The organism is Actinoallomurus sp. CA-150999 (assembly GCF_050942425.1).
In the GTDB taxonomy this organism is placed as follows: Bacteria; Actinomycetota; Actinomycetes; order Streptosporangiales; family Streptosporangiaceae; genus Actinoallomurus.
The window spans coordinates 3177213-3198459 of the sequence record NZ_CP192063.1; the positions used below are offsets into that span (position 1 = coordinate 3177213).

Below are 21247 nucleotides of genomic sequence, written 5' to 3' on the forward strand. Positions count from 1 at the left end.
TCCGCCTTCCGGCCCGGGATCCGGTCCGTATCCGCCTCCCGGTGCCGGACCGCCGTATGGACCGCCGCCGGGGCCGCACGGTCCGGGTGCGCAGTACGGCGCGTACGGGCCGGGCATGCCGCCGGGAGGACCGGCGCCGTACGGCAGCCCGCCCGGTGGCCGGGGCGGACGGGGCGGGCTGATCATCGGACTGGTCGCGGGCGGACTGGTCCTGGTCGTCGGCGTGGCGGTCACCGCCTTCCTGCTGTTCCGCAAGGATGACGGCGGTGGCCGGTCGGCCACGCTGCCCGGCGGGGTCACGGTCACCATGGACACCGGCGGCACTGTGACGATGGCCGCCTCGGGGGTGTCCCGTCCGGTGGTGGACGTCTACGAGGACTTCCAGTGTCCGCCCTGCAAGACGGTCCACGACACCAACGACGCGACCCTCAGGAGCCTCGCGAAGGAACGCAAGGCCAAGGTCGTCTACCACCCGATGGTGATCTTCAGCGTCGAGCCGATGGCGAGCAGTTCCACGCGCGCGGCGGCCGCGGCCCGTTGCGCTCCCGACGGCGTCCGCTGGCTCGCCTACCAGGACCAGCTCTTCGCGCACCAGCCGGCGGAGAGCTCGAACGGGTACCCCGTCGCCGACCTGGTGTCGTACGGCTCCGGCGCCGGCATCACCGGCGCCGACTTCGCCTCCTGCGTGCGCGGCCAGCGGTTCGCCTCGGACGTGCGGACGTGGAGCCGGACGGCCATCCAGGGCGGCATCACCGGCACTCCGACCGTCATGGTGAACAACACGAAGCTGACCATGAGTGACATGCTGAGCTCGGACGGGCTGCGGCGCGCGGTCGAGGCCGCCGGCTGAGCCGGACGAGCCCGTACGAGAGTGAGGAGAACGATGCCCTGGAGCTGGCGGTACGAGAAGGCCGACGGGACGCCGGTGGAGCCCTCCGGCTTCGGCGACGAGACCTGGACCACCCAGGCCGACGCGGAGTCCTGGGTGGGGGAGAACTGGCGGGGCCTTCTGGCGGCGGGCGTCGATCAGGTCACCCTGCTGGAGGACGGGCGCAAGGAGTACGGCCCGATGAGCCTGCACCCCGAAGGCGGCTGATCACGAGGGCGCCCGGCACCCGGCCGCGTCCGCTCTGACCTGCGCCCTCACCATGTCGGCGGAGTAGGGTGAGCAGCATGGCGGGTCACGCGCTCGCACGGCGCCCGTGGCGATGGGACAGGCCGGTGTCCGCCGTCGCCGACATCGACCGCGGACGGCTTCGGCAGGCGGCCTGCGTGGGGTCGTGGATCCTGGTCACCGCCGCCCTCTACTACGGGACGGCGCGGCTGGGGCTGCTGCTGGCCCTCGTGCACCAGCAGGTCACCCCGCTCTGGCTGCCGACCGGTGTCGCCGTCTGCTGCCTGATGCTGCTCGGCCTGCGGACCTGGCCGGGCATCGCCCTGGCCGCGTTCGCGGTGAACGCCGGGCTCGGCCCGACGTTGCCCGCCGTCCTGATGATCACCGCGGGCAACACCCTGGCCCCCGTGTGCTCCGTCCTCCTGCTGCGCGCGGTGGGCTTCCGCTGCGAGATGGACCGGCTGAGAGACGCCCTGGCGCTGATCTTCCTCGGCGCCTTCGCCGGCATGCTCGTCAGCGCCGCCGCGGGGACGCTGGCCCTGGCGCTGGCCGGAGCGGTGCACGCCGCGGGATCGCCCTCGACGCTGGCGGTGTGGTGGACCGGCGACACCATGGGCGTGCTCGTGGTGGTGCCGCTGGTGATGGCCGTCCGGCTTTCGGGCGTGCCCAGGTTCGGCGCGGCCCGCTGGGCGGAGGCCGTGGTGCTGCTCGCCGGCACGCTGGGCGTCACGATCTTCGTCACCCAGGTCTCGCTTCACCTGCTGTTCCTCGTCTTCCCCTTCCTGATCTGGGCCGCTTTCCGCTTCGGGCACCTCGGCGCCGCGTCCTGCGTCCTTGCCGTCTCGGTCAGCGCGACGTTCGCCGCGGTACACCACGCCCACCCGTTCGTGAACGGCGGGCTGCTGCACGCCATGGTGAACCTGCAGCTGTTCAACGGCACCGTCGCGCTGACCACGTTCCTGCTCGCCGCGGTGATCACCGAACGCGACCTCGCGCGGCAGGACCTGGAGCACGTGGCCGCGCACCTCACAGCCATGGCCGCCGAGCTCGAGCGCGGCCAGCTGACGCTCAAGACCATGGTCCTGGACGTTCTCCGTGCCCGGCACGGAGCGGTGGCGCGAGCCCTCCGCCCGGACCAGGAGGGCGGCCCGGGCGGCGTGGTTCCGGCCGCCGGGAGCGGCGCGGACGAACCGACCGCACGGAGGCGCCGCCGGGCGTGAGGGCACGCACGGCCCGTCGCGGCGAGACGGCGCCTACCTACCCGCGGACGGAGGAACCTCGGGCTACGGGCGTCGCGACGGGCTGACCGTCTTGGCCGGGTCGCGCTCGGTGACCGGCGCGAGGATCTCGTCGATGCGCCCCAGCAGTTCGGCGTCGAGGGTGACGCCGGCCGCCTTCACGTTGTCCCGCACCTGCTCCGGGCGGGACGCGCCGATGATGGCGGAGGAGACGTTGGGGTTCTGCAGGACCCAGGCGATGGCGAGCTGCGCCATCGACAGGCCCGCCTCCTCGGCGAGCGGCTTGATCTGCTGCACGCGGGTCAGCACGTCGTCGTTCAGCAACCGCTGGATGAACGCCGCGCCGCTCTTCTCGTCGGTGGCGCGCGACCCCGCGGGCGGGGCGGCGCCGGGCTGATACTTGCCGGTCAGCACGCCCTGGGCGATCGGCGACCAGACGATCTGCCCGACGCCCTCCTTCTCGCACAGCGGGACGACCTCGGACTCGATCACCCGCCAGATCATGTTGTACTGCGGCTGGTTCGACACGATCCGGTCGAAGCCCATCTCGTCGGCGATCTTCAGGGCTCGCGCGATCTCCTCGGCGCGCCACTCCGACACGCCGATGTAGAGCACCTTGCCCTGACGTACGAGGTCGTCGAAGGTCTTGAGGGTCTCCTCGAGCGGAGTCTCGTGGTCGAACCGGTGCGCCTGGTACAGGTCGACATAGTCGGTCTGAAGGCGGCGCAGCGAGCCGTGGATCGACTCGACGATGTGCTTGCGGGACAGGCCGCGGTCGTTCGGGCCGTCACCGGTGGGCCAGTAGACCTTGGTGAAGATCTCCAGCGACTCCCGGCGCTGTCCCTTCAGCGCCCGGCCGAGGACCTCCTCCGCGCGCGTGCCGGCGTAGACGTCCGCCGTGTCGAAGGTGGTGACGCCCTCCTCGAGGGCGGCCTGGACGCACGCCTTCGCGGCGTCCTCCTCCACCTGGGAGCCGTGCGTGATCCAGTTGCCGTACGAGATTTCGCTGACCTTGAGGCCGCTGCGGCCCAAATGACGGAACTCCATGCCGAAACCCTAGAACGGAGGGGTCAGACCTGATCCTTCTGCCCTGGCTTCAGGCGAGGCTGCGGCATCCGGAACCGGCGGATCTGCATCGACCGGGTCGCGGTGTAGAAGCCGAGCCCCCGCAGGTTGTCGTCGGGGAAGCGCTCCAGCGCGAGCTTCTTCACCCGGCGGCCGAGGAGGATCGACTCACCGATGATCAGCACGAGCATGACCGGCCAGGCGAACTGGTAGACGTAGGCCTTGATCGTTACCGGCGCGACCATGGCGACCAGGAGGATCAGCAGGGTGAGGTACATGAAGAACTCGCCGAACGTGCGCCGCGAGTCGACGAAGTCGCGGGCGAGCCGGCGGGCCGGGCCCTGGTCGCGCTTGGGCACGTAGCGGTCGTCGCCGCGGGCCATGCCCTCCTTGGCCTTCTGACGATCCTTGGACTGCCGCTGGCGGGCCTGCGCGTAGGCCTCCTTGCGGGTGCGCGGCGCGGTGATCGGCTGGCGGTTGCGCTTCTGTGCCTCGCTGCGCTTGGGCGTGGGGCGGCCCTTCCCTCCCGATTTGACGACCTCGGGGGTGGTGGAGGGCTCCTCGGTGGCGGTATCAGTACGACGTCGGAACACGCAGATCAGCCTACCGGCGCTCGCGGCGAACATAATGACTGTCTTGAGCGTTAACGCGTAGGGTGGTCAGCGAACCCCAGCAGCGTTTGCGAGGCATCAGCAGAAGGGACCGGCCACGCGCGATGAGCGTGATGAAGCGTATGTCGATGATCTTCAAGTCCAAGGCCAACAAGGCGCTGGACAGAATGGAAGATCCTCGAGAGACCCTTGACTACTCCTATCAGCGTCAGCTTGAGATGCTGCAGAAGGTACGGCGCGGCGTCGCGGACGTCGCCACGTCCCGTAAGCGCTTGGAGCTGCAGATCAACCAGCTCGAGCAGCAGCAGAACAAGCTGACCGAGCAGGGCAAGAAGGCGTTGCAGGTGGGCCGGGAGGATCTCGCCCGCGAGGCGCTGACCCGCCGGTCGGGCCTGGACAGCCAGCTCGGCGATCTGCGCGCGCAGTACCAGCAGTTGCAGGGCGAGGAGGAGAAGCTCACGCTCGCCTCCCAGCGCCTGCAGGCCAAGGTCGACTCCTTCCGTACGCGCAAGGAGACCATCAAGGCCACCTACACCGCGGCCGAGGCGCAGACCAAGATCAATGAGGCGTTCTCCGGCATCTCCGAGGAGATGGGCGACGTCGGCCTGGCGATCCAGCGCGCCGAGGAGAAGACCGAGAACATGAAGGCGCGCGCCGGCGCCATCGACGAGCTGCTCGCCTCGGGCGCTCTCGAGGACTACTCTGGCCCGCGCGACGACATCCAGGCCGAGCTGGACCGCATGGGTTCCGGCCCCGGGGTGGATCTCGAACTGGAGCAGATGAAGGCCGAGCTCGGCATGGCCGAGGCGCCCAAGCAGCTCGACGCCGCGCCGGGACAGGCTAAGCCCCAGCAGCACGCCCCGCAGCAGGCTCAGCGGCCGCACCAGCCGGGGGAGGGCCAGTGATCGTCCGGCTGATGGGCGAGGGCCAGCTCGACGTCGCCGACGGCGACCTGTCGGCCCTCAACGATCTTGACGCCGAGCTCGAGAAGGCGATCGAGTCCGGCGACGAGGCGCAGTTCCGCGGCGCGCTGCACGCGCTGCTGGAGCGCGTGCGCAAGGTGGGCAAGCCGCTGCCGCCGGAGGATCTGGAGCCGTCGGACCTGATCCTCCCGCCCGCGGACGCGACCATGGACGAGGTCCGCGCGATGCTGGGCGACGAGGGACTCATCCCCGACTGATCCCGCAGGCACAAAGCAGGCCAGTCCGGACGTTGTAATTGCAAAGCGTGTCGGACGGGGAGGAAGGGGACACAATGGAGCGCTCGCGCTTCGCGCCCGATCGAGGGCTCACATCGCGCATGCTGCTGACGATGTTCCTGCTGGGGTTGCTGTACGTCGCCTTCGTCGGGTTCTTCTTCGTGTTCCTGCCACAGCTCTGGCTGATCGTCCTGGTCATCGCCGTGGCCTTCCTCCTCGCCCAGTACTTCTTCTCCGACCGGCTCGCCCTGTTCGCCATGCACGGGCGGATCGTGTCGGCGGAGGAGGCACCGGAGCTGCACGGCGTGATCGACCGGATCTGCGCCATGTCCGATATGCCGAAGCCGCGGGTGGCGATCGCGGACACCGACGTGCCCAACGCCTTCGCCACCGGCCGCAACCAGGAGAACGCCGTGGTGTGCGTCACCACGGGCCTGCTGCGGCGGCTCGACCCGGTCGAGCTCGAAGGCGTGCTCGCCCACGAGCTGTCCCACGTCGCGCACCGCGACGTCGCGGTCATGACGATCGCGTCGTTCCTCGGCATCCTGGCCGGCCTGCTGACCCGCTTCGGCCTCGAGTGGGGCCTGTGGGGCGGCTTCAGCAGCCGCGACCGCAACAACAACGACCAGAGCACCGCGATGGTGCTGCTGATCGTCATCGGCGTCAGCGCGGCCGTCTACGCCATCAGCTTCCTGCTGACCCGCGCCCTGTCGCGCTACCGCGAGCTGTCGGCGGACCGGGCCGCGGCGCTGCTCACCGGCCGGCCGTCCGCCCTGGCGGCGGCCCTGACCAAGGTCACCGGTGAGATGTCCCGGATCCCGACCAAGGACCTGCGGGCCGCCGAGCCGTTCAACGCCTTCTACTTCGCGCCGGCCTTCACCAAGGGGTTCAGCATCTCGACGCTCTTCTCCACCCACCCGTCGCTGGACCAGCGGCTGCAGCAGCTCGCCAAGATCTCCGCGCAGCTCGGCCAGGGAGTCTGAGATGGGCGTGGGGTACGCGCCGCTGCCGGGCCAGGGAGTCTGACATGGGGTTCCTCGACACGCTGCTGGGCCGGTCGAAGCCGAAGAAGCCCGACCTCGACCGGCTGTTCGCGCTGCCGACCGCGGCCGTCACCCTGGAGGCCGCAGCCGGGCTGACCCCGACCGGGGTGGGCGCGGTCTGCTTCCGGGCCGCCGAGGGCGCGGCGTTCGCGCAGATCGAGAAGGACGTACGCGAGCTCCTCGACGCCGGCGACGGGCCCAAGGTCGAGCTGAGCACCGACTCCTACGGCTACACGTGGCTGGTCTCCCGGCACGCGGCCGACGACCTGGAAGGGCTCGTCACCGACATCCACGCGGTCAACGCCGCGCTGGAGTCCGGCGGGTTCGGCCCGCAACTGCTGTGCTCGCTGGTGGTCTTCACCGGGCCGGACGCCAAGCGCTTCGGCCTCGTCTACCTCTACAAGCGCGGCACCTTCTACCCCTTCGCCCCGCTTCCGGGCGAAAAACGCGACAATTCCCTCGAGCTGCAGGTACGCGGTGCAGTCGGCGCGGACCTGCCGGTCGAGGATGACCTGGGCCGGTGGTTCCCGGTATGGGGCGCACCCGGGCTGTGACCTTCGTTCTGGAGGCCGTGGGCGTGCGCCGCGGCGACACCGCCATCCTCCAGGACATCACCGCGACCATCCGGTCCGGGTGTTGCACGGCGATCGCCGGGCCCAGCGGTGCCGGCAAGTCGACGCTGCTGCGCCTGCTCAACCGGATGCTGGACCCGACCACCGGCCGCGTCCTGCTGGACGGCACGCCGCTCCCGGCGCTGGACGTCCTGGCGCTGCGCCGCCGCGTCGGCCTCGTCGCCCAGCAGCCGACCCTGCTGACGGACACCGTCCTGGACGACCTCCGGGTGGGCCGCCCCGACCTGACGGAGGAAGAGGCACGCTCCCTCCTCGCGGAGACCGGCCTGCCACCCGGCTTCGCCGAACGTCGGACGGCCGGGCTCTCCGGAGGGGAGGCGCAGCGGGTCTGTCTCGCCCGCGCGCTGGTCCTCCGACCGGAGGTGCTCCTGCTGGACGAGCCGACCTCGGCGCTCGATCGGGCCAGCGCCGAGGCGATCGAGCGCGTCATCGGCGACATGCGCGCCGCCGGGGGCACGGCCGTGCTGGTGAGCCATGACACCGGCCAGGCGCGCCGGCTCGCCGACGACGTGCTGGTGCTCCGCGCGGGACGCGTGGAGGACCAAGGACCGCCGGACGCCGTCGCCTACCTGCGGGTCGCGGCGCCGTGACCCACCAAAACGTCCACGTCCCGTCCTGGCCGGGCGTCGTGGCGTCCTTCATCCTGGTCGGGGTCGCCCTGGCCGTCGTCGCGCGGGCCCGACTCCACATCACCCGGGAACTCGTCGTCGCCGTCGTACGGGCCGCGGTGCAGTTGATCGCCATCGGAGCGCTGCTGCTGGCGATCTTCCAGTACACCGGCCTGCCCGGAGCGTTCGCCTGGGCCGCGATCATGGTCGTCATCGCGGGTCAGGTCGCGGGTCGGCGCGGCTCGGGGGTCCCCCGATCCCGGGTGGCCGCCACAGTCGGCCTGGCCGTCGGCGGCGGGACCACCCTCCTCGCCTTGGTCCTCCTCGGCACCATCGCCACCCAGGCGCGCGTCGTCGTCCCCGTGGCCGGCATGATCATCGGCAGCTCGATGCAGGCCACCGGCCTGGCCCTGCGGCGGGTACGCGACGCGGTCATGAGCGGACGACCCAAGATCGAGGCCCGCCTGGCGCTCGGCCTCCCCGCCCGCGACGCGTTCGCCCCGCACACTCGCGACGCGTTGCACACCGCGCTCCTGCCCATCATCGACTCCATGAAGGTGGTCGGTCTGATCACGCTGCCGGGCGCGATGACCGGCCTGATCCTCGGCGGCGTCGACCCGCTGACCGCGATCCGCTACCAGATCGTCGTGATGTACATGCAGCTCGCGGCCGCCGCCGTCAGCGCGTACGTCACCACCCGCCTCGCCGAGTCCGCCCTCTTCGACGAAGCCCACCGCCTCCGCCTCTAGGGGGCTCGGACTTCGCTGAAGCCGGGTTCCCTGGCGGAGGCGGCGGACAGGGAGCGTGACCGCCAGGGATCGAGGGCTTGCCCGGCCTACGGGAGGGCGAGCATCTGGTCGAGGGCGGCGCGGGCGTAGCTTGCCGTCTCCGCGTCGACCGTTATCTGGTTGACGACCTCGCCCCGGGCCAGGGACTCCAGCGACCAGACCAGGTGCGGCAGGTCGATGCGGTTCATCGTCGAGCAGAAGCAGACCGTCTTGTCGAGGAAGGCGATCGTCTTGTCCTGGTGCCGGTCGGCGAGGCGCTTCACGAGGTTCAGCTCGGTGCCGACGGCCCACGCCGATCCGGCGGGCGCCTCGTCGAGCATGCGGATGATGTACTCCGTCGACCCGATGTGATCGGCCTCCTTCACCACCTCGTGGCGGCACTCGGGGTGCACGAGGACGTTCACGCCGGGGATCCGCGCCCGTACGTCGTCGACGGACTCCTTGCTGAACCGGCCGTGCACGGAGCAGTGCCCGCGCCAGAGGATCATCGTGGCGTCGCGCAGTTCGTCCGTGGCGAGCCCGCCGTCCGGCCGGTGCGGGTTGTAGACGACGCAGTCGTCCAGCGAGAGGCCCATCTCCAGCACGGCGGTGTTGCGGCCCAGGTGCTGGTCGGGCAGGAACAGCACCTTCGAACCCTTGGAGAACGCCCACTCGAGCGCACGGCGCGCGTTGGACGACGTGCAGACCGTGCCGCCGTGGCGGCCGACGAACGCCTTGATGTCGGCCGAGGAGTTCATGTACGTGATCGGCACGACGTCGTCGGCGATGCCCGCGTCCTCCAGGGCCTCCCAGCACTCCTCGACCTGGTCGTAGGTCGCCATGTCGGCCATCGAGCAGCCCGCGGCCAGGTCCGGGAGCACGACCCGCTGGTCCGGCGAGGTCAGGATGTCGGCGGACTCGGCCATGAAGTGCACGCCGCAGAAGACGATGTACGGGGCCTGCGGCCGGGCCGCCGCCTCCTGGGCGAGCTTGAAGGAGTCGCCCGTCACGTCGGCGAACTGGATGACCTCGTCGCGCTGGTAGTGATGGCCGAGCACGAACAGCCGGTCGCCCAGGGCGGCCTTCGCCGCGCGGGCCCGCTCCACCAGGGCCGGGTCTGAGGCGGGCGGCAGGTCACCGGGGCAGTTGACGCCGCGTTCGCTCGCCGGGTCGGCCCCGCGGCCGAGGAGCAGCAGAGGACTGCCGATGTCGATGGTCACTGGGAGGCTCCCTTGGCAGGACTTATCGTCTTTCTGACGATACGTCATCATGTGCGGCGGTGGTCAAGCCGCTTGAGACCGCCGTGAAAGAACCCGCCCATTGGGGAATGCCTCCCCACAGCGGGTACGTTGTGCGAAGAGGCAAGCAACGACGACGGCCGCCACGGAGCGACCGAGCCAATCGGGAGTCAGCACATGACGGTTCCAGCCGAGACCGGCACGCAGCAGGGCGTGGTCCTCACCGACGACGCGGCGGCGAAGGCCAAGAGCCTGCTCGAGCAGCAGGGCGAGGAAGGCCTTGCGCTTCGCGTGCAGGTCCAGCCGGGGGGGTGCTCGGGCCTGATCTACCAGCTCTACTTCGACGACCGCGAGGTGGACGGTGACCTCGTCCAGGACTTCAACGGCCTCAACGTCCGCGTCGACCGGATGAGCGTGCCGTACCTCGCGGGCGCCACGATCGACTTCGTGGACACCATCGAGAAGCAGGGCTTCACGATCGACAACCCGAACGCCGGTGGCTCCTGCGCCTGCGGTGACTCGTTCCACTAGGCCTTAAGGTCTCCTGACATCGAGTCTTAAGGGCTGTGCGCGATGATGCCCGTGACCGGGTCCTCCCGGACACGGGCATCTGGCGTGTTCGGAACCGGTGAGGCAGTAACCTTGCCGGGTTTGGACCGCCATTCGAGACGGCCTCGCGGCAATGACGGGGCCGCCGAACCGACGAGGAGATCGACGTCGTGCGCATCGCTGTTGCCGGCTCCATCGCAACCGACCATCTGATGAGCTTCCCGGGTCGATTCGCGGACCAGCTCATCCCCGATCAGCTGCACACCGTTTCCCTGTCGTTCCTCGTGGACGAGCTCGACATCCGGCGCGGCGGCGTCGCGGCCAACATCTGCTACGGCATGGGCCTCCTCGGCCAGCGCCCGATCCTCGTCGGCGCGGTGGGCGACGACTTCGCCGACTATCGCTCCTGGCTGGAGCGGCACGGCGTCGACACGTCGTCGGTGCACGTGTCGGAGCTCCATCACACGGCGCGCTTCCTGTGCACGACCGACCTGGACCACAACCAGATCGCGTCCTTCTACGCGGGCGCGATGAGCGAGGCCCGCCAGATCGAGCTGCAGCCGATCGCCGACCGGGTCGACGGCCTCGACCTGGTCCTCATCGGGGCCGACGACCCCGAGGGAATGATCCGGCACACCGAGGAGTGCCGGACCCGCGGCATCCCCTTCGCGGCCGACCCCTCGCAGCAGCTCGCCCGCATGGACGACGTGCGTGAGCTCATCGACGGCGCCGCGTACCTGTTCACCAACGAGTACGAGAAGTCCCTCTGCGAGCAGAAGACCGGCTGGTCGAGCGAGGAGGTCCTGTCCCGCGTCGGGGTCCGCGTGACCACGCTCGGTCCGAAGGGCGTCCGGATCGACCGTGTCGGCGAGCCGAGCCTGCACGTCGACGCGGCCCCCGAGGTCAAGAAGGTCGAGCCGACGGGCGTCGGTGACGCGTTCCGCGCCGGCTTCCTCACGGCGCTGTCCTGGGGCCTGTCCCTCGAGCGCGCCGCCCAGACCGGCAACCTCCTCGCCGCGCACGCCCTGGAGGTCGCCGGGCCCCAGGAGTACACCCTGCACGGCGAGCACTTCGTCGAGCGCTTCGCCGACGCGTACGGCAAGGACGCCGCCGGCGAGGTCGCCGAGCACCTCTGAGCCGTGTGGCAGGCGCTCGCTCGGCTCCCGGCGGAGCGAGCGCCCAGATCGGCCACGGCCGCGAAGACCCAAGGCGGATCGCTCGGTAAGATCATGTAGAGATCGACATCTCCGCGCCACGACCCGGTCGACGATCTGCAGGGGGTTTCACCATTGACGGCGTACGCAGCGGCTCTTCCGGTTCTGGCGTGCATGCTTCTCGCCCTCGCCGGGCTGGAACGCGCCTGGGTCAGAGTCACCGGCCGTGGGATATTGCCATGGCTTCGCCGGCGCTCCGGAACCCCTCTGTCGGCGACCGGGTTCGACGAGTTCACCGCGGCCTTCCAGGGCAGCAAACGCACTGAACTGGAGCACCGGCAGGTCGAACTCGTCCTACGCCAGGATGACAGCGACGGCGCGCCGCCCGTCAACCGGGTCGACCTCGATCAGGGTGTCGCCTTCATCACCCGGCCAGGCGGCTCTCCGGAGCGATGAGCGCTGAACACGGTCGGGTGCGATGGGCCGCCTACGGCGCCTGCGTCTGCACTGCGGCGTACGGGCTGATGAAACTGGCCCAGGCTCTCGGCGCGAAGGCTCTGGCCGACAAGGACCCACTCCGCCCCGACCTGCGCGAGCGGCTCCTCGCCCGCGACCCGCTCTTCGTCGCGAGCCACTGGATCCTCTTCGCCGCCGCGGTCATCGGCGTCCTGCTGGCGCTGGCCACCGTCAGCCCCTGGGGGGACCGTCTTCCCCGCAGACTCATCGCCTTCACGACCTGGGCCCTCGGGGTGTTCATGATCATCCGGTCGATCGGGCCGGTCGGCTTCGGGTTCCTCGGTGATGCCCTCGTTCTCACCGGTCTGCGCCCACCGCCGGCCCGGTATGCGGAGTTGACCCGCCATCTAGCCCATTGGGATCTCATGCTCTGGTCCCCGTTCTTCCTCACCTGGGGAGCGCTCTGGATCGCCACCGCCTGGCACTTCACCCAGCGAAAAGGCGTGCCACGGACGGGGACCCGGCACCTGCCCGAGCCTGCGCCCTGAGGCCCGAGAGACGCCAACGGGGCGAGCGCCGCGAGGACATGGCGGACGGTACGCCGGGTGCCGCCGGACGCGGCGCCTCGCGGGGGCGACGTGTTCAGTACGTACGGCGTATGTGGAACGCCCAGCCGCGGGGGAGTGTCTCCTCGCGGACGAAGTCCTGTGACTTCATGCGGCACCAGGCCGGCACGTCGGTGCGCGCGGCGACGTCGTCGGCCTGCACGGCGATGATCTGGCCGACCGGCACCTCGTGGATGCGCTCGGCCAGCATGATGATGGGGATCGGGCACTTGCGGCCCAACGCGTCGATCGTCAGGACCGGCATGGGTCCGTGGTACGCCGGGGGGGTCGCCTCCCGGGGGGTCTCCCGCTCGGCCCGGCGGCGCCTCAGCCCCATCGCATGATCTCCCTATTCACTGACTGGTCACCCCTGCCGTGCGGCGGAGGCGGGCCACGGCGCCGGGCAGAACCGCCAGAAACCGGTCGACATCCGTCGCGCTTGTGCCGCGAGGGAGCGATACCCGGACGTTCCCATGGGTAATCACCCCCATCGCCTCCAGAACATGGCTGGGACGCAGCGTATCGGCCGTACAGGAACTGCCGGAAGAAACGGCGAAACCGAGTCGGTCGAGTTCGGTCAGGAGCGCCTCGCCCTCGACGTACAGGCACGAGAAGGTCACCAGGTGGGGAAGGCGGTGTACGGGGTCGCCGATGACCTCGACGTCCTCGATGAGGTGGGGCACGCGTTCGCGGATCCGGTCGACGAGCGCGGACAGGCGGGGCCCGTCGCGGTCCATCTCGGCGGCGTACGCCTCCAGGGCCGCCGCGGCGGCCACCGCGCCCGGGACGTTCTCGAACCCGGGGACCCGGCGGCCCTCCCGCTCGTCCTCCGGCAGCGGCGACCGCCACCGGGTGTTCTTGCGGACGATGAGCACGCCGACGCCCGGCGGACCGCCCCACTTGTGCGCACTGGCGGCCAGCAGCGACCAGCCGGCGGGGACCTCGACGCGCCCGGCCGACTGGGCGGCGTCGACGAACAGCGGGACCCGCGCCCCCCGGCACGCCTCGGCCACCTCGGCGACGGGCTGGACGGTGCCGACCTCGTGGTTGGCCGACTGCAGGCAGGCCAGCGCCGTGTCCGGGCGCAGCGCCGCCGCGAACTCCTCCGGGTCGACGCGCCCCGTACGGTCGACGCCGACCGTCGTCACCTTCCCGCCGTCCCGTTCGTGCAGCGCGGCGGTGTGCAGCACGCTGGAGTGCTCGACCGCGCTGACGACGAGGTGCCGGCCGGTCCGCCGGCGCGCCGACAGGGCGCCGAGCATCGCCAGGTGCACCGCCTGGGTGCCGGAGGTGGTGAAGAACGTCTCGTCGGGACGAACGCCGAACGCGACGGCGATCCTGGCTCTCGCCTGGTCGAGCAGGAGCCGCGCGCGCCGCGCGTCGCCGTAGAGCCGCTGCGGGTCGGCCCAGCCGCCGTCCAGGGCTGTGATCAGGGCCTCCCGGGCCGCCGGATGCAGAGGTTCGGTGGACGCCGCATCGAAGTAGGCCACGGAACAGACACTAATGGGGGTCCCACATGGGTGTCCGCGACCCTCACGCTAATGTTTGGTCGACAAGCGTGAACATCGAACTGATCGCCCGGTGATTCGGGCTTCATCGTGGGAAGGCAATCCGTGAGTCCGACCCGCCGTAGGAAGCGGCACATGCCCGCGCGCACTGGAGCGCCGAGCCCGCGTCGGCGCATCCTGCTGGGCGCTGCGGCGCTCTCGATGCTGGCGCTCGCCACGACGGCGTGCTCCGACCAGGAAAAGCGTCTCGGCCTGCCGACGCCGGTGACCGAGCAGGCCAAGCGCGTCGTGACCCTGTGGCAGGGGTCCTGGATCGCGGCGTTCGCCGTGGGTGCGCTGGTCTGGGGGCTGATCATCTGGGCGGTGCTGTTCCACCGCAAGCGTTCCGACCAGCTGCCGCCGCAGGTGCGGTACAACCTGCCGATCGAGATGCTCTACACCGTCGTGCCGTTCATCATCATCGCGGTGCTGTTCTACTTCACCGCGCGCGACGAGACGTATCTCAACAAGGTCAGCAGCAGCACGTCGACGAGCCAGGTCACCCAGGTGAACGTGACCGCCTTCCAGTGGAGCTGGCAGTTCGACTATCCGCAGTACCACACCAAGCCGATCGTCGGTCAGCCCACGTCCCCCGACGGCAACGACAAGCCCGTCCTCGTGATCCCGGTCGGACAGAAGGTGCGTTTCCACCTCGTCTCGACCGACGTCATCCACTCCTTCTGGGTACCCTCGTTCATCTTCAAGCGGGACATCCTCCCCGGAGCCAAGACCGGTCAGGACTTCGAGGTGACCCCGACCAAGACGGGAACGTTCGAGGGACGCTGCGCTGAGTTCTGCGGTGTCGACCACAGTCGGATGCTCTTCCAGGTGAAGATCGTCTCGCCGCAGGAGTTCCAGCAGTTCATCTCGAGCCACCAGGCGAGCGGGAGCGCTCAGTGACCACCACCATCACTCATTCCACCCCCTCCGCCCCGGCCTTCCGGCCGCGGCCGAGCAAGGGCCGCGTCCTCGTGTCGTGGCTCTCCTCCACGGACCACAAGGTGATCGGGTACATGTACCTGATCACGTCGTTCGTGTTCTTCGGCATCGGCGGCATCATGGCGCTGCTCATGCGTAGCGAGCTCGCCAAGCCGGGCCTGCAGATCATGAGCGCCGAGCAGTTCAACCAGCTGTTCACCATGCACGGCACGATCATGCTGCTCATGTTCGCGACGCCGCTGTTCATCGGCTTCGGCAACGTGATCATGCCGCTGCAGATCGGGTCGCCGGACGTGGCGTTCCCGCGCATGAACATGCTGAGCTTCTACTTCTTCCTGTTCGGCAGCAGCATCACGCTCATCGGGTTCCTCACGCCGGGCGGCGCCGCGAGCTTCGGCTGGTACGCCTACACGCCGCTCTCGGACATCGTCCGGTCCCCGGAGGTCGGCGGCGACCTGTGGATCATGGGTCTGACGCTCTCCGGCCTCGGCACGATCCTCGGTGGCGTCAACTTCATCACCACGATCTTCTGCATGCGGGCGCCGGGCATGACGATGTTCCGGATGCCGATCTTCACGTGGAACATCCTGCTGACCTCGGTCCTCGTGCTGATGGCCTTCCCGGTGCTGGCCGCCGCGCTGCTGGCCCTGGAGGCCGACCGTAAGCTCGGTGCGCACGTCTTCGACCCGGCCACCGGCGGTGCGATGCTCTGGCAGCACCTGTTCTGGTTCTTCGGCCATCCCGAGGTGTACATCGTCGCGTTGCCGTTCTTCGGCATCATCACCGAGATCCTGCCGGTCTTCAGCCGCAAGCCGGTCTTCGGCTACGTCGGCCTGGTCGGCGCCACGATCGCGATCGCGGGCCTGTCCGTGACGGTGTGGGCGCACCACATGTTCCCCACCGGCCAGGTGCTCCTGCCGTTCTTCTCGTTCATGACGTTCCTGATCGCGGTCCCGACCGGCGTGAAGTTCTTCAACTGGGTCGGCACGATCTGGCGCGGCCATCTGACGTTCGAGACGCCGATGCTCTGGTCGCTCGGCTTCCTGGTGACGTTCCTGTTCGGCGGTCTGACCGGCATCATCCTGGCCTCGCCGCCGCTGGACTTCCAGCTCAACGACTCCTACTTCGTCGTCGCGCACTTCCACTACGTGCTGTTCGGCACCGTGGTGTTCGCCATGTTCGCGGGCTTCTACTTCTGGTGGCCCAAGATGACGGGGAAGATGCTCAACGAGACGCTGGGCAAGATCCACTTCTGGCTGCTGTTCATCGGCTTCCACACCACCTTCCTGGTCCAGCACTGGCTGGGCGCGGAGGGCATGCAGCGCCGGGTCCCGGACTACGCCAAGCAGTTCACCTCGCTGAACGTCGTCTCGACGATCGGCGCGTTCATCCTCGCCGTGTCGATGATCCCGTTCCTGTGGAACGTCTTCATCACCGCCAGGAGCGGCAAGCGGGTCGACGTCGACGACCCGTGGGGCTTCGGCGCCTCGTTGGAGTGGGCGACCTCCTGCCCGCCGCCGCGGCACAACTTCACGTCGATCCCGAGGATCCGCTCCGAGCGGCCGGCGTTCGACCTGCACTACCCGCACCAGGAAAAGCCCGCGGTGACCACCGCCGCCGGGGCGGAGGACTGACATGAAGATCGAGGGTTACCTGTTCGTCTTCTGCGCCCTGTTCTTCGCGATCATGGACGTCATCTACTGGCTGTGGTCGCACGACCCGACCGGTACGACGGCCCTGGCCCTGACCATCGGGCTGGCCGGGCTGACCGGCTTCTACCTGCTGTTCACCGGCCGGCGGATCGACCCGCGACCGGAGGACGACAAGGAGGCGGAGATCGCCGAGGGCGCCGGCGAGCTGGGCTTCTTCAGCCCGCACAGCTGGTGGCCGCTGTTCACGGCGCTCGCCGCCGCGACCGCCGCTCTCGGCGCCGTGTTCGGCTGGTGGCTGCTGATGATCGGCATGCTCGGGGTCGTGCTCGCCGCGATCGGGTTCGTCTTCGAGTACTACCGGGGCCACTTCTCGCACTGAGCAGCCCCCGTACGCACGGAAGGCCGGCACCGCGTCTGCGGTGCCGGCCTTCGGCCGTAGAGGGGGTCAGGCGGCCAGGGCGTGGCCAAAATCGCCTGGACGCGGCGACAGGCGAGGCGCCGCGCAGCCGGACGGGGGATTCGTCAGGAACGCGCCTGGCGCTGCGTGGCGGCGATCCAGCGGTCCAGCAGAGCGGTGGCCGCCCCGGAGTCGATCGCCTGCAGGGCGCGTGCGTACGCGTCGGCGAGCGTCGCGGTCAGCGCGTCCGCCGGTGGGGTGCCCTCCGCGGCCACGAGCGCCGCAGCGGCGTTCAGAGCCACGATGTCGCGTACGGGCCCGTGCTCGCCGCCCAGCACCGCGTGGGCCACCCGGGCGTTGTGGGCGGCGTCCGCGCCGCGCAGGTCGTCGGGGGTGGCGCGGGGGATGCCGAGGTCGGCCGGGTCGAAGACGGTCTCGGTGGCGGTGCCCTCGCGGACCACCCAGATGATCGACGTCGACGTGGTCGTCAGCTCGTCGAGCCCGTCGTCACCGCGGAACACCAGCGACGAGCAGCCCCGCTCGGCGAACACCCCGGCCATGATCCCCGCCATGCGCGGGTGGAAGACCCCGACCGCCTGAGCGGAGGGACGCGCGGGATTGGTGAGCGGCCCGAGGAAGTTGAAGACGGTTGGAACCCGCAGCTCGCCCCGGGTCTTGGAGGCGTACTTCAGCGCGGAGTGGTAGAGCGGCGCGAAGCAGAACGTGATGCCGACCTCGTCCGCGACCTTCGCCGTCGCCTCCGGGGGCAGGTCGATGACGACGCCGAGCTCCTCGAGGAGGTCGGCCGCTCCACAGGAGGAGGACGCGGCGCGGTTGCCGTGCTTGACCATGCGCGCGCCCGCGGACGCCGCGACGATCGCACCCATCGTGGAGACGTTGACGGTGTGAGCCCGGTCACCGCCCGTGCCGACGAGGTCGACCGCCGGCCCCGGGATGGTGATCGGCCGTGCGTGCGCGAGCATGCCCTCGGCGAGCCCGGCGACCTCGGCGACGGTCTCGCCCTTGGCGCGCAGCGCCACGGCGAAGCCGGCGATCTGCACGTCGGTCGCCTGGCCCGACATGATCTCGTTCATCGCCCAGGCGGTCTCGTCCGACGACAGCGACTCTCCGTCGATCAGCGCGTTGAGCAGCGCGGGCCACGTCGTACGCGGGTCCATGGGTGCCCCTTCGGGGATGGACGGCTACTGGAGGGACAGGCGGGGGTCGGAGTCGCCGACGTGCCCCTCGAGGCGGCGGCGCATCAGGTCGGCGACGCCCTCGGCGAGCGCGACCGGGTCGATCGGCTGGCTCGCCACGGCCTCGGCGCGGGACCAGGTCGCCAGCCAGCCGTCGTCGCGGCGGGCGATGATCACCATGATCGGCGGGCAGTGGTAGATCTCGTCCTTGGCCTGCCGGGCGATGCCCATGCCGCCGGCCGGGCGCGCCTCACCGTCGAGGATCACCACGTCGATGTCGCCCCGGTCGAGGTGGACGAACACCGCGGGCTCGGTCGCGACCTCGACGAACTCGACCTTCGGCAGGCCGGGCGCGGGACGGCGGCCGATCGCGAGCATGACCTCATTGCGGGTGTTCGCGTCGTCGCTGTATACGAGGACCTTCATGGTCTCTTCGGTGCTCATCGGCTCATCCATGGGTGACGTGGTCGCGGGATACGAGCCGATGCTACCGGGAGATGACACCGCGAGTCGGGCCGCCCGCCCTGGCGTGCCCGGATGCGCCTCGTGAGGAGCGGAATCGCCTCCACAGGGGGGTCCTGCACGGAGCACCGACAGGTGCCGCAATAATGCTGCCCGTGGCAACAGCAACCGCGACAGAAACGGCACCCCGGTCCCACGCCAACCGGCCCAACCTCGTAAGCGTGGGCACGATCGTGTGGCTGTCGTCTGAGCTCATGTTCTTCGCGGCGCTGTTCGCGATGTACTTCACGATTCGGTCGGTGACCAAGGGGGACGGCGGCCCGTGGCCCCAAGCCCACTTGGACATCCCGTACGCCTCGGCCAACACCTTCATCCTGCTGATGTCCAGTGTGACCTGCCAGATGGGCGTGTTCGCCGCGGAGCGCGGGCAGGTCAGGCGCCTGGGGTCGCTCTTCAACCTCAAGCGGTGGGGCCTGCGCGAGTGGTACGTCCTGTCCTTCCTGATGGGCGCGGTCTTCGTGGCCGGCCAGCTGAATGAGTACCGCACTCTCATTCACGAGGGCACGACGATCTCCAGCAGCGCGTACGGCTCGGTCTTCTACCTGACGACGGGCTTTCACGGCCTGCACGTGACCGGTGGACTGATCGCGTTCATCTTCATGCTTGGACGCACGTACGCCGCGAAGCGCTGGACACATGAGCAGGCGACGAGCGCCATCGTCGTGTCCTACTACTGGCACTTTGTCGATGCGGTCTGGGTGGGGCTGTTCTTCACCATCTACGGGATCGACAAGATCTTCACCTGACCCAGAACGAGGGATCTTTCGTGAAATGGATCACCGCATGGCGACGGCGCCCGTGGGCGGGCTACGCCGTTGTGCTGGCCGCGCTCGCGATCATCGGCGTCGCCTACGCCGGTGTTTCGCCGAACTCTGACCGGGCACAGGCGGCCGCCGCCGCGGCGTCGGACCAGGACGCGGCCAAGGGCAAGCAGCTGTTCAACCAGGCCTGCTCGAGCTGCCACGGCGCGAACGCCGAGGGCACGAAGAACGCGCCCAGCCTTCTCGGCGTCGGCGCGGCCTCGGTCGACTTCCAGGTCAGCACCGGGCGCATGCCGGCCATGAACCTCGGCGCGCAGATTCCGCGCAAGAAGCCGGTCTTCAACGAGGAGCAGACGCGGCAGCTCGCCGCGTACATCGCCTCTCTCGGCGGCGGCCCCGCGGTCCCGTCGAAGGACCAGGTCAACCCGGACACCGGCGACGCGGCCATGGGCGGGAGGCTCTTCCGGGCCAACTGCGCGCAGTGTCACAACTTCGCCGGCTCGGGCGGCGCGCTGACCGGAGGCAAGTACGCTCCGCCGCTGGACAAGGCGACGCCCCAGCAGATCTACGAGGCCATGCTCACCGGTCCGCAGGCGATGCCGGTCTTCAACGACACGACGCTGACGCCCGAGCAGAAGCGCGCCGTCATCGCGTACGTCACCCAGACCCGTAGCGAGCCGAACCCGGGCGGCAACGGCCTCGGCCGCGTCGGCCCGGTGGCCGAAGGCCTCGTCGGCTGGCTGGTCGGACTCGGACTGATCATCATCGCGGCCATGTGGATCACCGCCAGGAAGCCCAAGAAGAAGAACAATGTCTGATACCAACGACACTCACGGCGCGCCCTCCGAAGAGGAGGAGCGGACGCCCAAGCGCGTCATCGGCACGCCGCCGCAGGTGCAGAACCATGACCTGCTGCCGTCTGCGGAGAAGGGCGGGGAGAGCGGCCACGACCAGTACGAGCTCGACCCGGTCAAGGCGCGCAAGGCCGAGCGCGCGGCCGCGTTCTTCTTCACGCTGACGTTCCTCGCGGGCATCGCGTTCATCGTCTTCTACGCCGTCTGGCCGGGCCACGTCGGCAACGACGACATCGACCGCGCGATGCACTCGAACTACGCGCTGGGCACCGCGCTGACGGTGATCTTCCTCGGTCTCGCGGTCGGCATGACGATCTGGGTCCGTCACCTGATGACGACCAAGGAGATCATCCAGGAGCGGCACGAGCTGTCCTCCCCACAGGAGGACCGGCAGGTCTTCAACAAGTACTTCATGGAGGGCACCGAGGAGAGCGGCCTCACCAAGCGGCCGCTTCTCCGGCGCTCCCTACTGCTGGCCTCCGCCCCGCTCGGCCTGCTGCCGCTGATCCTGCTGCGCGACCTGGGCCCGCTCCCGGAGAAGAAGCTCCGCCACACCGTGTGGAAGAAGGGCACCCGGCTCATCGTCGACGGCACCGGCCAGCCGCTGAAGCCGTCCGACTTCAACTCGCCGGGCGGCATCATCACCGTCATCCCGGAAGTCCCCAAGGACAAGGATCACCCGGACGGCGAGCCCACTCTCGACGAGCTGGCCAAGGCCACGGTCGTGCTGATCAACGTTCCGGAGGACCAGCTCAAGGTCAAGAAGGGCCGGGAGAACTGGAACGTCGGCGGGATCATCGCCTACTCCAAGATCTGCACGCACGTCGGCTGCCCGGCCGCGCTGTACGAGCAGACGACGCACCACATCCTGTGCCCGTGTCACCAGTCGACCTTCGACGCGCTCGACGCCGCGAAGGTGATCTTCGGCCCGGCGGCCCGGCCGCTGCCGCAGCTGCCCATCGGCGTCGACTCCGAGGGCTATCTGATCGCGACGAGTGACTTCCACGAGCCGGTCGGACCCAGCTTCTGGGAGCGGGGAAGGCCCAAGGCATGACAACACTCATCTGCGACCGACTCGGTGAGCGAGGATCGGTGAGCGAC

Annotated in this window: 26 protein-coding genes; 19 read left to right on the forward strand and 7 right to left on the reverse strand. The window is 69.6% G+C overall.

The features are described 5' to 3' along the window. Positions 1 to 115: 115 nt before the first annotated feature. The 3 genes from ACQP2O_RS15080 to ACQP2O_RS15090 all read left to right on the forward strand — a co-directional run bounded on the left by ACQP2O_RS15080 (position 116) and on the right by ACQP2O_RS15090 (position 2334). Complete coding sequence (locus tag ACQP2O_RS15080) at positions 116 to 850, forward strand: DsbA family protein (protein ID WP_433184525.1); 735 nt, start codon at positions 116 to 118, stop codon at positions 848 to 850. A gap of 33 nt (positions 851 to 883) precedes the next feature. Beyond that, positions 884 to 1096 carry a hypothetical protein gene (locus ACQP2O_RS15085; protein WP_360877653.1) on the forward strand — a complete coding sequence of 71 codons (213 nt, stop codon included), beginning with the start codon at positions 884 to 886 and terminating at the stop codon, positions 1094 to 1096. Positions 1097 to 1173: 77 nt separating this feature from the next. Next, positions 1174 to 2334 (forward strand): MASE1 domain-containing protein, encoded by a 1161-nt coding sequence (locus ACQP2O_RS15090; protein ID WP_433184529.1) that lies wholly within the window; start codon positions 1174 to 1176, stop codon positions 2332 to 2334. A 63-nt stretch (positions 2335 to 2397) separates the two neighbouring features. Here the strand turns inward: ACQP2O_RS15090 and ACQP2O_RS15095 are convergent, their stop codons facing one another. Both ACQP2O_RS15095 and ACQP2O_RS15100 read right to left on the reverse strand, forming a co-directional pair. Next, positions 2398 to 3399, reverse strand: a complete 1002-nt coding sequence (locus ACQP2O_RS15095) for an aldo/keto reductase family protein (protein WP_433184532.1) — start codon at positions 3397 to 3399, stop codon at positions 2398 to 2400. 23 nt (positions 3400 to 3422) lie between these two features. Continuing rightward, complete coding sequence (locus ACQP2O_RS15100) at positions 3423 to 4010, reverse strand: DUF3043 domain-containing protein (protein WP_433184534.1); 588 nt, start codon at positions 4008 to 4010, stop codon at positions 3423 to 3425. A gap of 122 nt (positions 4011 to 4132) precedes the next feature. Between ACQP2O_RS15100 and ACQP2O_RS15105 the strand changes: the two genes are divergently transcribed. From ACQP2O_RS15105 to ACQP2O_RS15130, 6 genes are all read left to right on the forward strand, one after another. Continuing rightward, on the forward strand, positions 4133 to 4933 hold the full coding sequence (locus tag ACQP2O_RS15105; protein ID WP_433184537.1) for a PspA/IM30 family protein: 801 nt from the start codon (positions 4133 to 4135) through the stop codon (positions 4931 to 4933). After that, positions 4930 to 5208: a PspA-associated protein PspAA gene (pspAA, locus tag ACQP2O_RS15110; RefSeq protein WP_345431406.1), complete on the forward strand. Its 279-nt coding sequence runs from the start codon at positions 4930 to 4932 to the stop codon at positions 5206 to 5208. The genes ACQP2O_RS15105 and pspAA overlap by 4 nt, the downstream gene beginning before the upstream one ends. A gap of 74 nt (positions 5209 to 5282) precedes the next feature. Next, positions 5283 to 6209: a zinc metalloprotease HtpX gene (gene htpX, locus ACQP2O_RS15115; RefSeq protein ID WP_433184539.1), complete on the forward strand. Its 927-nt coding sequence runs from the start codon at positions 5283 to 5285 to the stop codon at positions 6207 to 6209. 44 nt (positions 6210 to 6253) lie between these two features. Next, positions 6254 to 6823 carry a PspA-associated protein PspAB gene (pspAB, locus tag ACQP2O_RS15120; RefSeq protein ID WP_433184542.1) on the forward strand — a complete coding sequence of 190 codons (570 nt, stop codon included), beginning with the start codon at positions 6254 to 6256 and terminating at the stop codon, positions 6821 to 6823. Continuing rightward, the gene (locus ACQP2O_RS15125; protein ID WP_433184545.1) at positions 6820 to 7491 is read left to right on the forward strand and encodes an ABC transporter ATP-binding protein; all 672 of its coding nucleotides are present in this window, start codon (positions 6820 to 6822) and stop codon (positions 7489 to 7491) included. Before pspAB ends, ACQP2O_RS15125 begins: the two co-directional genes overlap by 4 nt. After that, positions 7488 to 8258, forward strand: coding sequence for an ABC transporter permease (locus ACQP2O_RS15130; protein WP_433184548.1), 771 nt, complete (start codon positions 7488 to 7490; stop codon positions 8256 to 8258). Before ACQP2O_RS15125 ends, ACQP2O_RS15130 begins: the two co-directional genes overlap by 4 nt. Positions 8259 to 8344: 86 nt before the next feature. On the opposite strand, the gene nadA is transcribed toward ACQP2O_RS15130, so the two are convergent. Next, positions 8345 to 9496: a quinolinate synthase NadA gene (gene nadA, locus ACQP2O_RS15135; RefSeq protein WP_433184550.1), complete on the reverse strand. Its 1152-nt coding sequence runs from the start codon at positions 9494 to 9496 to the stop codon at positions 8345 to 8347. A 195-nt stretch (positions 9497 to 9691) separates the two neighbouring features. Between nadA and ACQP2O_RS15140 the strand changes: the two genes are divergently transcribed. The 4 genes from ACQP2O_RS15140 to ACQP2O_RS15155 all read left to right on the forward strand — a co-directional run bounded on the left by ACQP2O_RS15140 (position 9692) and on the right by ACQP2O_RS15155 (position 12221). After that, positions 9692 to 10045 (forward strand): HesB/IscA family protein, encoded by a 354-nt coding sequence (locus ACQP2O_RS15140; RefSeq protein ID WP_433184552.1) that lies wholly within the window; start codon positions 9692 to 9694, stop codon positions 10043 to 10045. A 188-nt stretch (positions 10046 to 10233) separates the two neighbouring features. Continuing rightward, entirely contained in the window at positions 10234 to 11199 is a 966-nt protein-coding gene (locus ACQP2O_RS15145) for a carbohydrate kinase family protein (RefSeq protein WP_433184555.1), read from the forward strand. A 192-nt stretch (positions 11200 to 11391) separates the two neighbouring features. Beyond that, the gene (locus ACQP2O_RS15150; RefSeq protein WP_433184558.1) at positions 11392 to 11673 is read left to right on the forward strand and encodes a DUF6191 domain-containing protein; all 282 of its coding nucleotides are present in this window, start codon (positions 11392 to 11394) and stop codon (positions 11671 to 11673) included. Beyond that, positions 11670 to 12221 carry a DUF3995 domain-containing protein gene (locus ACQP2O_RS15155; RefSeq protein ID WP_433184561.1) on the forward strand — a complete coding sequence of 184 codons (552 nt, stop codon included), beginning with the start codon at positions 11670 to 11672 and terminating at the stop codon, positions 12219 to 12221. Before ACQP2O_RS15150 ends, ACQP2O_RS15155 begins: the two co-directional genes overlap by 4 nt. Before the next feature lie 94 nt (positions 12222 to 12315). Here the strand turns inward: ACQP2O_RS15155 and ACQP2O_RS15160 are convergent, their stop codons facing one another. Both ACQP2O_RS15160 and ACQP2O_RS15165 read right to left on the reverse strand, forming a co-directional pair. Then, positions 12316 to 12543, reverse strand: a complete 228-nt coding sequence (locus tag ACQP2O_RS15160) for a sulfurtransferase TusA family protein (protein WP_433184564.1) — start codon at positions 12541 to 12543, stop codon at positions 12316 to 12318. Between the two features lie 88 nt (positions 12544 to 12631). Further along, a complete protein-coding gene (locus tag ACQP2O_RS15165; protein ID WP_433184567.1) occupies positions 12632 to 13768 on the reverse strand; it encodes a cysteine desulfurase family protein in 1137 nt (378 codons plus the stop codon). 153 nt (positions 13769 to 13921) lie between these two features. Between ACQP2O_RS15165 and ctaC the strand changes: the two genes are divergently transcribed. Genes ctaC through ACQP2O_RS15180 form a run of 3 tightly spaced genes read left to right on the forward strand, consistent with a single transcriptional unit; the run spans position 13922 to position 16795 of the window. Beyond that, on the forward strand, positions 13922 to 14725 hold the full coding sequence (ctaC, locus tag ACQP2O_RS15170; RefSeq protein ID WP_433184570.1) for an aa3-type cytochrome oxidase subunit II: 804 nt from the start codon (positions 13922 to 13924) through the stop codon (positions 14723 to 14725). After that, positions 14722 to 16398, forward strand: coding sequence for an aa3-type cytochrome oxidase subunit I (ctaD, locus tag ACQP2O_RS15175; protein WP_433184573.1), 1677 nt, complete (start codon positions 14722 to 14724; stop codon positions 16396 to 16398). Before ctaC ends, ctaD begins: the two co-directional genes overlap by 4 nt. Position 16399: 1 nt before the next feature. Then, positions 16400 to 16795 (forward strand): cytochrome c oxidase subunit 4, encoded by a 396-nt coding sequence (locus ACQP2O_RS15180; RefSeq protein ID WP_433184576.1) that lies wholly within the window; start codon positions 16400 to 16402, stop codon positions 16793 to 16795. A 143-nt stretch (positions 16796 to 16938) separates the two neighbouring features. On the opposite strand, the gene trpD is transcribed toward ACQP2O_RS15180, so the two are convergent. Together trpD and ACQP2O_RS15190 are read right to left on the reverse strand one after the other, a co-directional pair. Beyond that, complete coding sequence (gene trpD, locus ACQP2O_RS15185) at positions 16939 to 17991, reverse strand: anthranilate phosphoribosyltransferase (RefSeq protein ID WP_433184578.1); 1053 nt, start codon at positions 17989 to 17991, stop codon at positions 16939 to 16941. Between the two features lie 24 nt (positions 17992 to 18015). After that, a complete protein-coding gene (locus ACQP2O_RS15190) occupies positions 18016 to 18453 on the reverse strand; it encodes a hypothetical protein (protein WP_433184580.1) in 438 nt (145 codons plus the stop codon). A 164-nt stretch (positions 18454 to 18617) separates the two neighbouring features. Here ACQP2O_RS15190 and ctaE point away from each other — a divergent pair, with 164 nt between their 5' ends. From ctaE to qcrA, 3 genes are read left to right on the forward strand one after another with little or no spacing between them, the layout of a single operon-like run. Beyond that, positions 18618 to 19277, forward strand: a complete 660-nt coding sequence (gene ctaE, locus ACQP2O_RS15195; protein ID WP_433184583.1) for an aa3-type cytochrome oxidase subunit III — start codon at positions 18618 to 18620, stop codon at positions 19275 to 19277. Positions 19278 to 19297: 20 nt separating this feature from the next. Further along, positions 19298 to 20110: a cytochrome bc1 complex diheme cytochrome c subunit gene (qcrC, locus tag ACQP2O_RS15200; RefSeq protein ID WP_433184585.1), complete on the forward strand. Its 813-nt coding sequence runs from the start codon at positions 19298 to 19300 to the stop codon at positions 20108 to 20110. Further along, entirely contained in the window at positions 20103 to 21200 is a 1098-nt protein-coding gene (qcrA, locus tag ACQP2O_RS15205) for a cytochrome bc1 complex Rieske iron-sulfur subunit (RefSeq protein WP_433184588.1), read from the forward strand. The genes qcrC and qcrA overlap by 8 nt, the downstream gene beginning before the upstream one ends. The last annotated feature ends 47 nt before the right edge of the window (positions 21201 to 21247 follow it).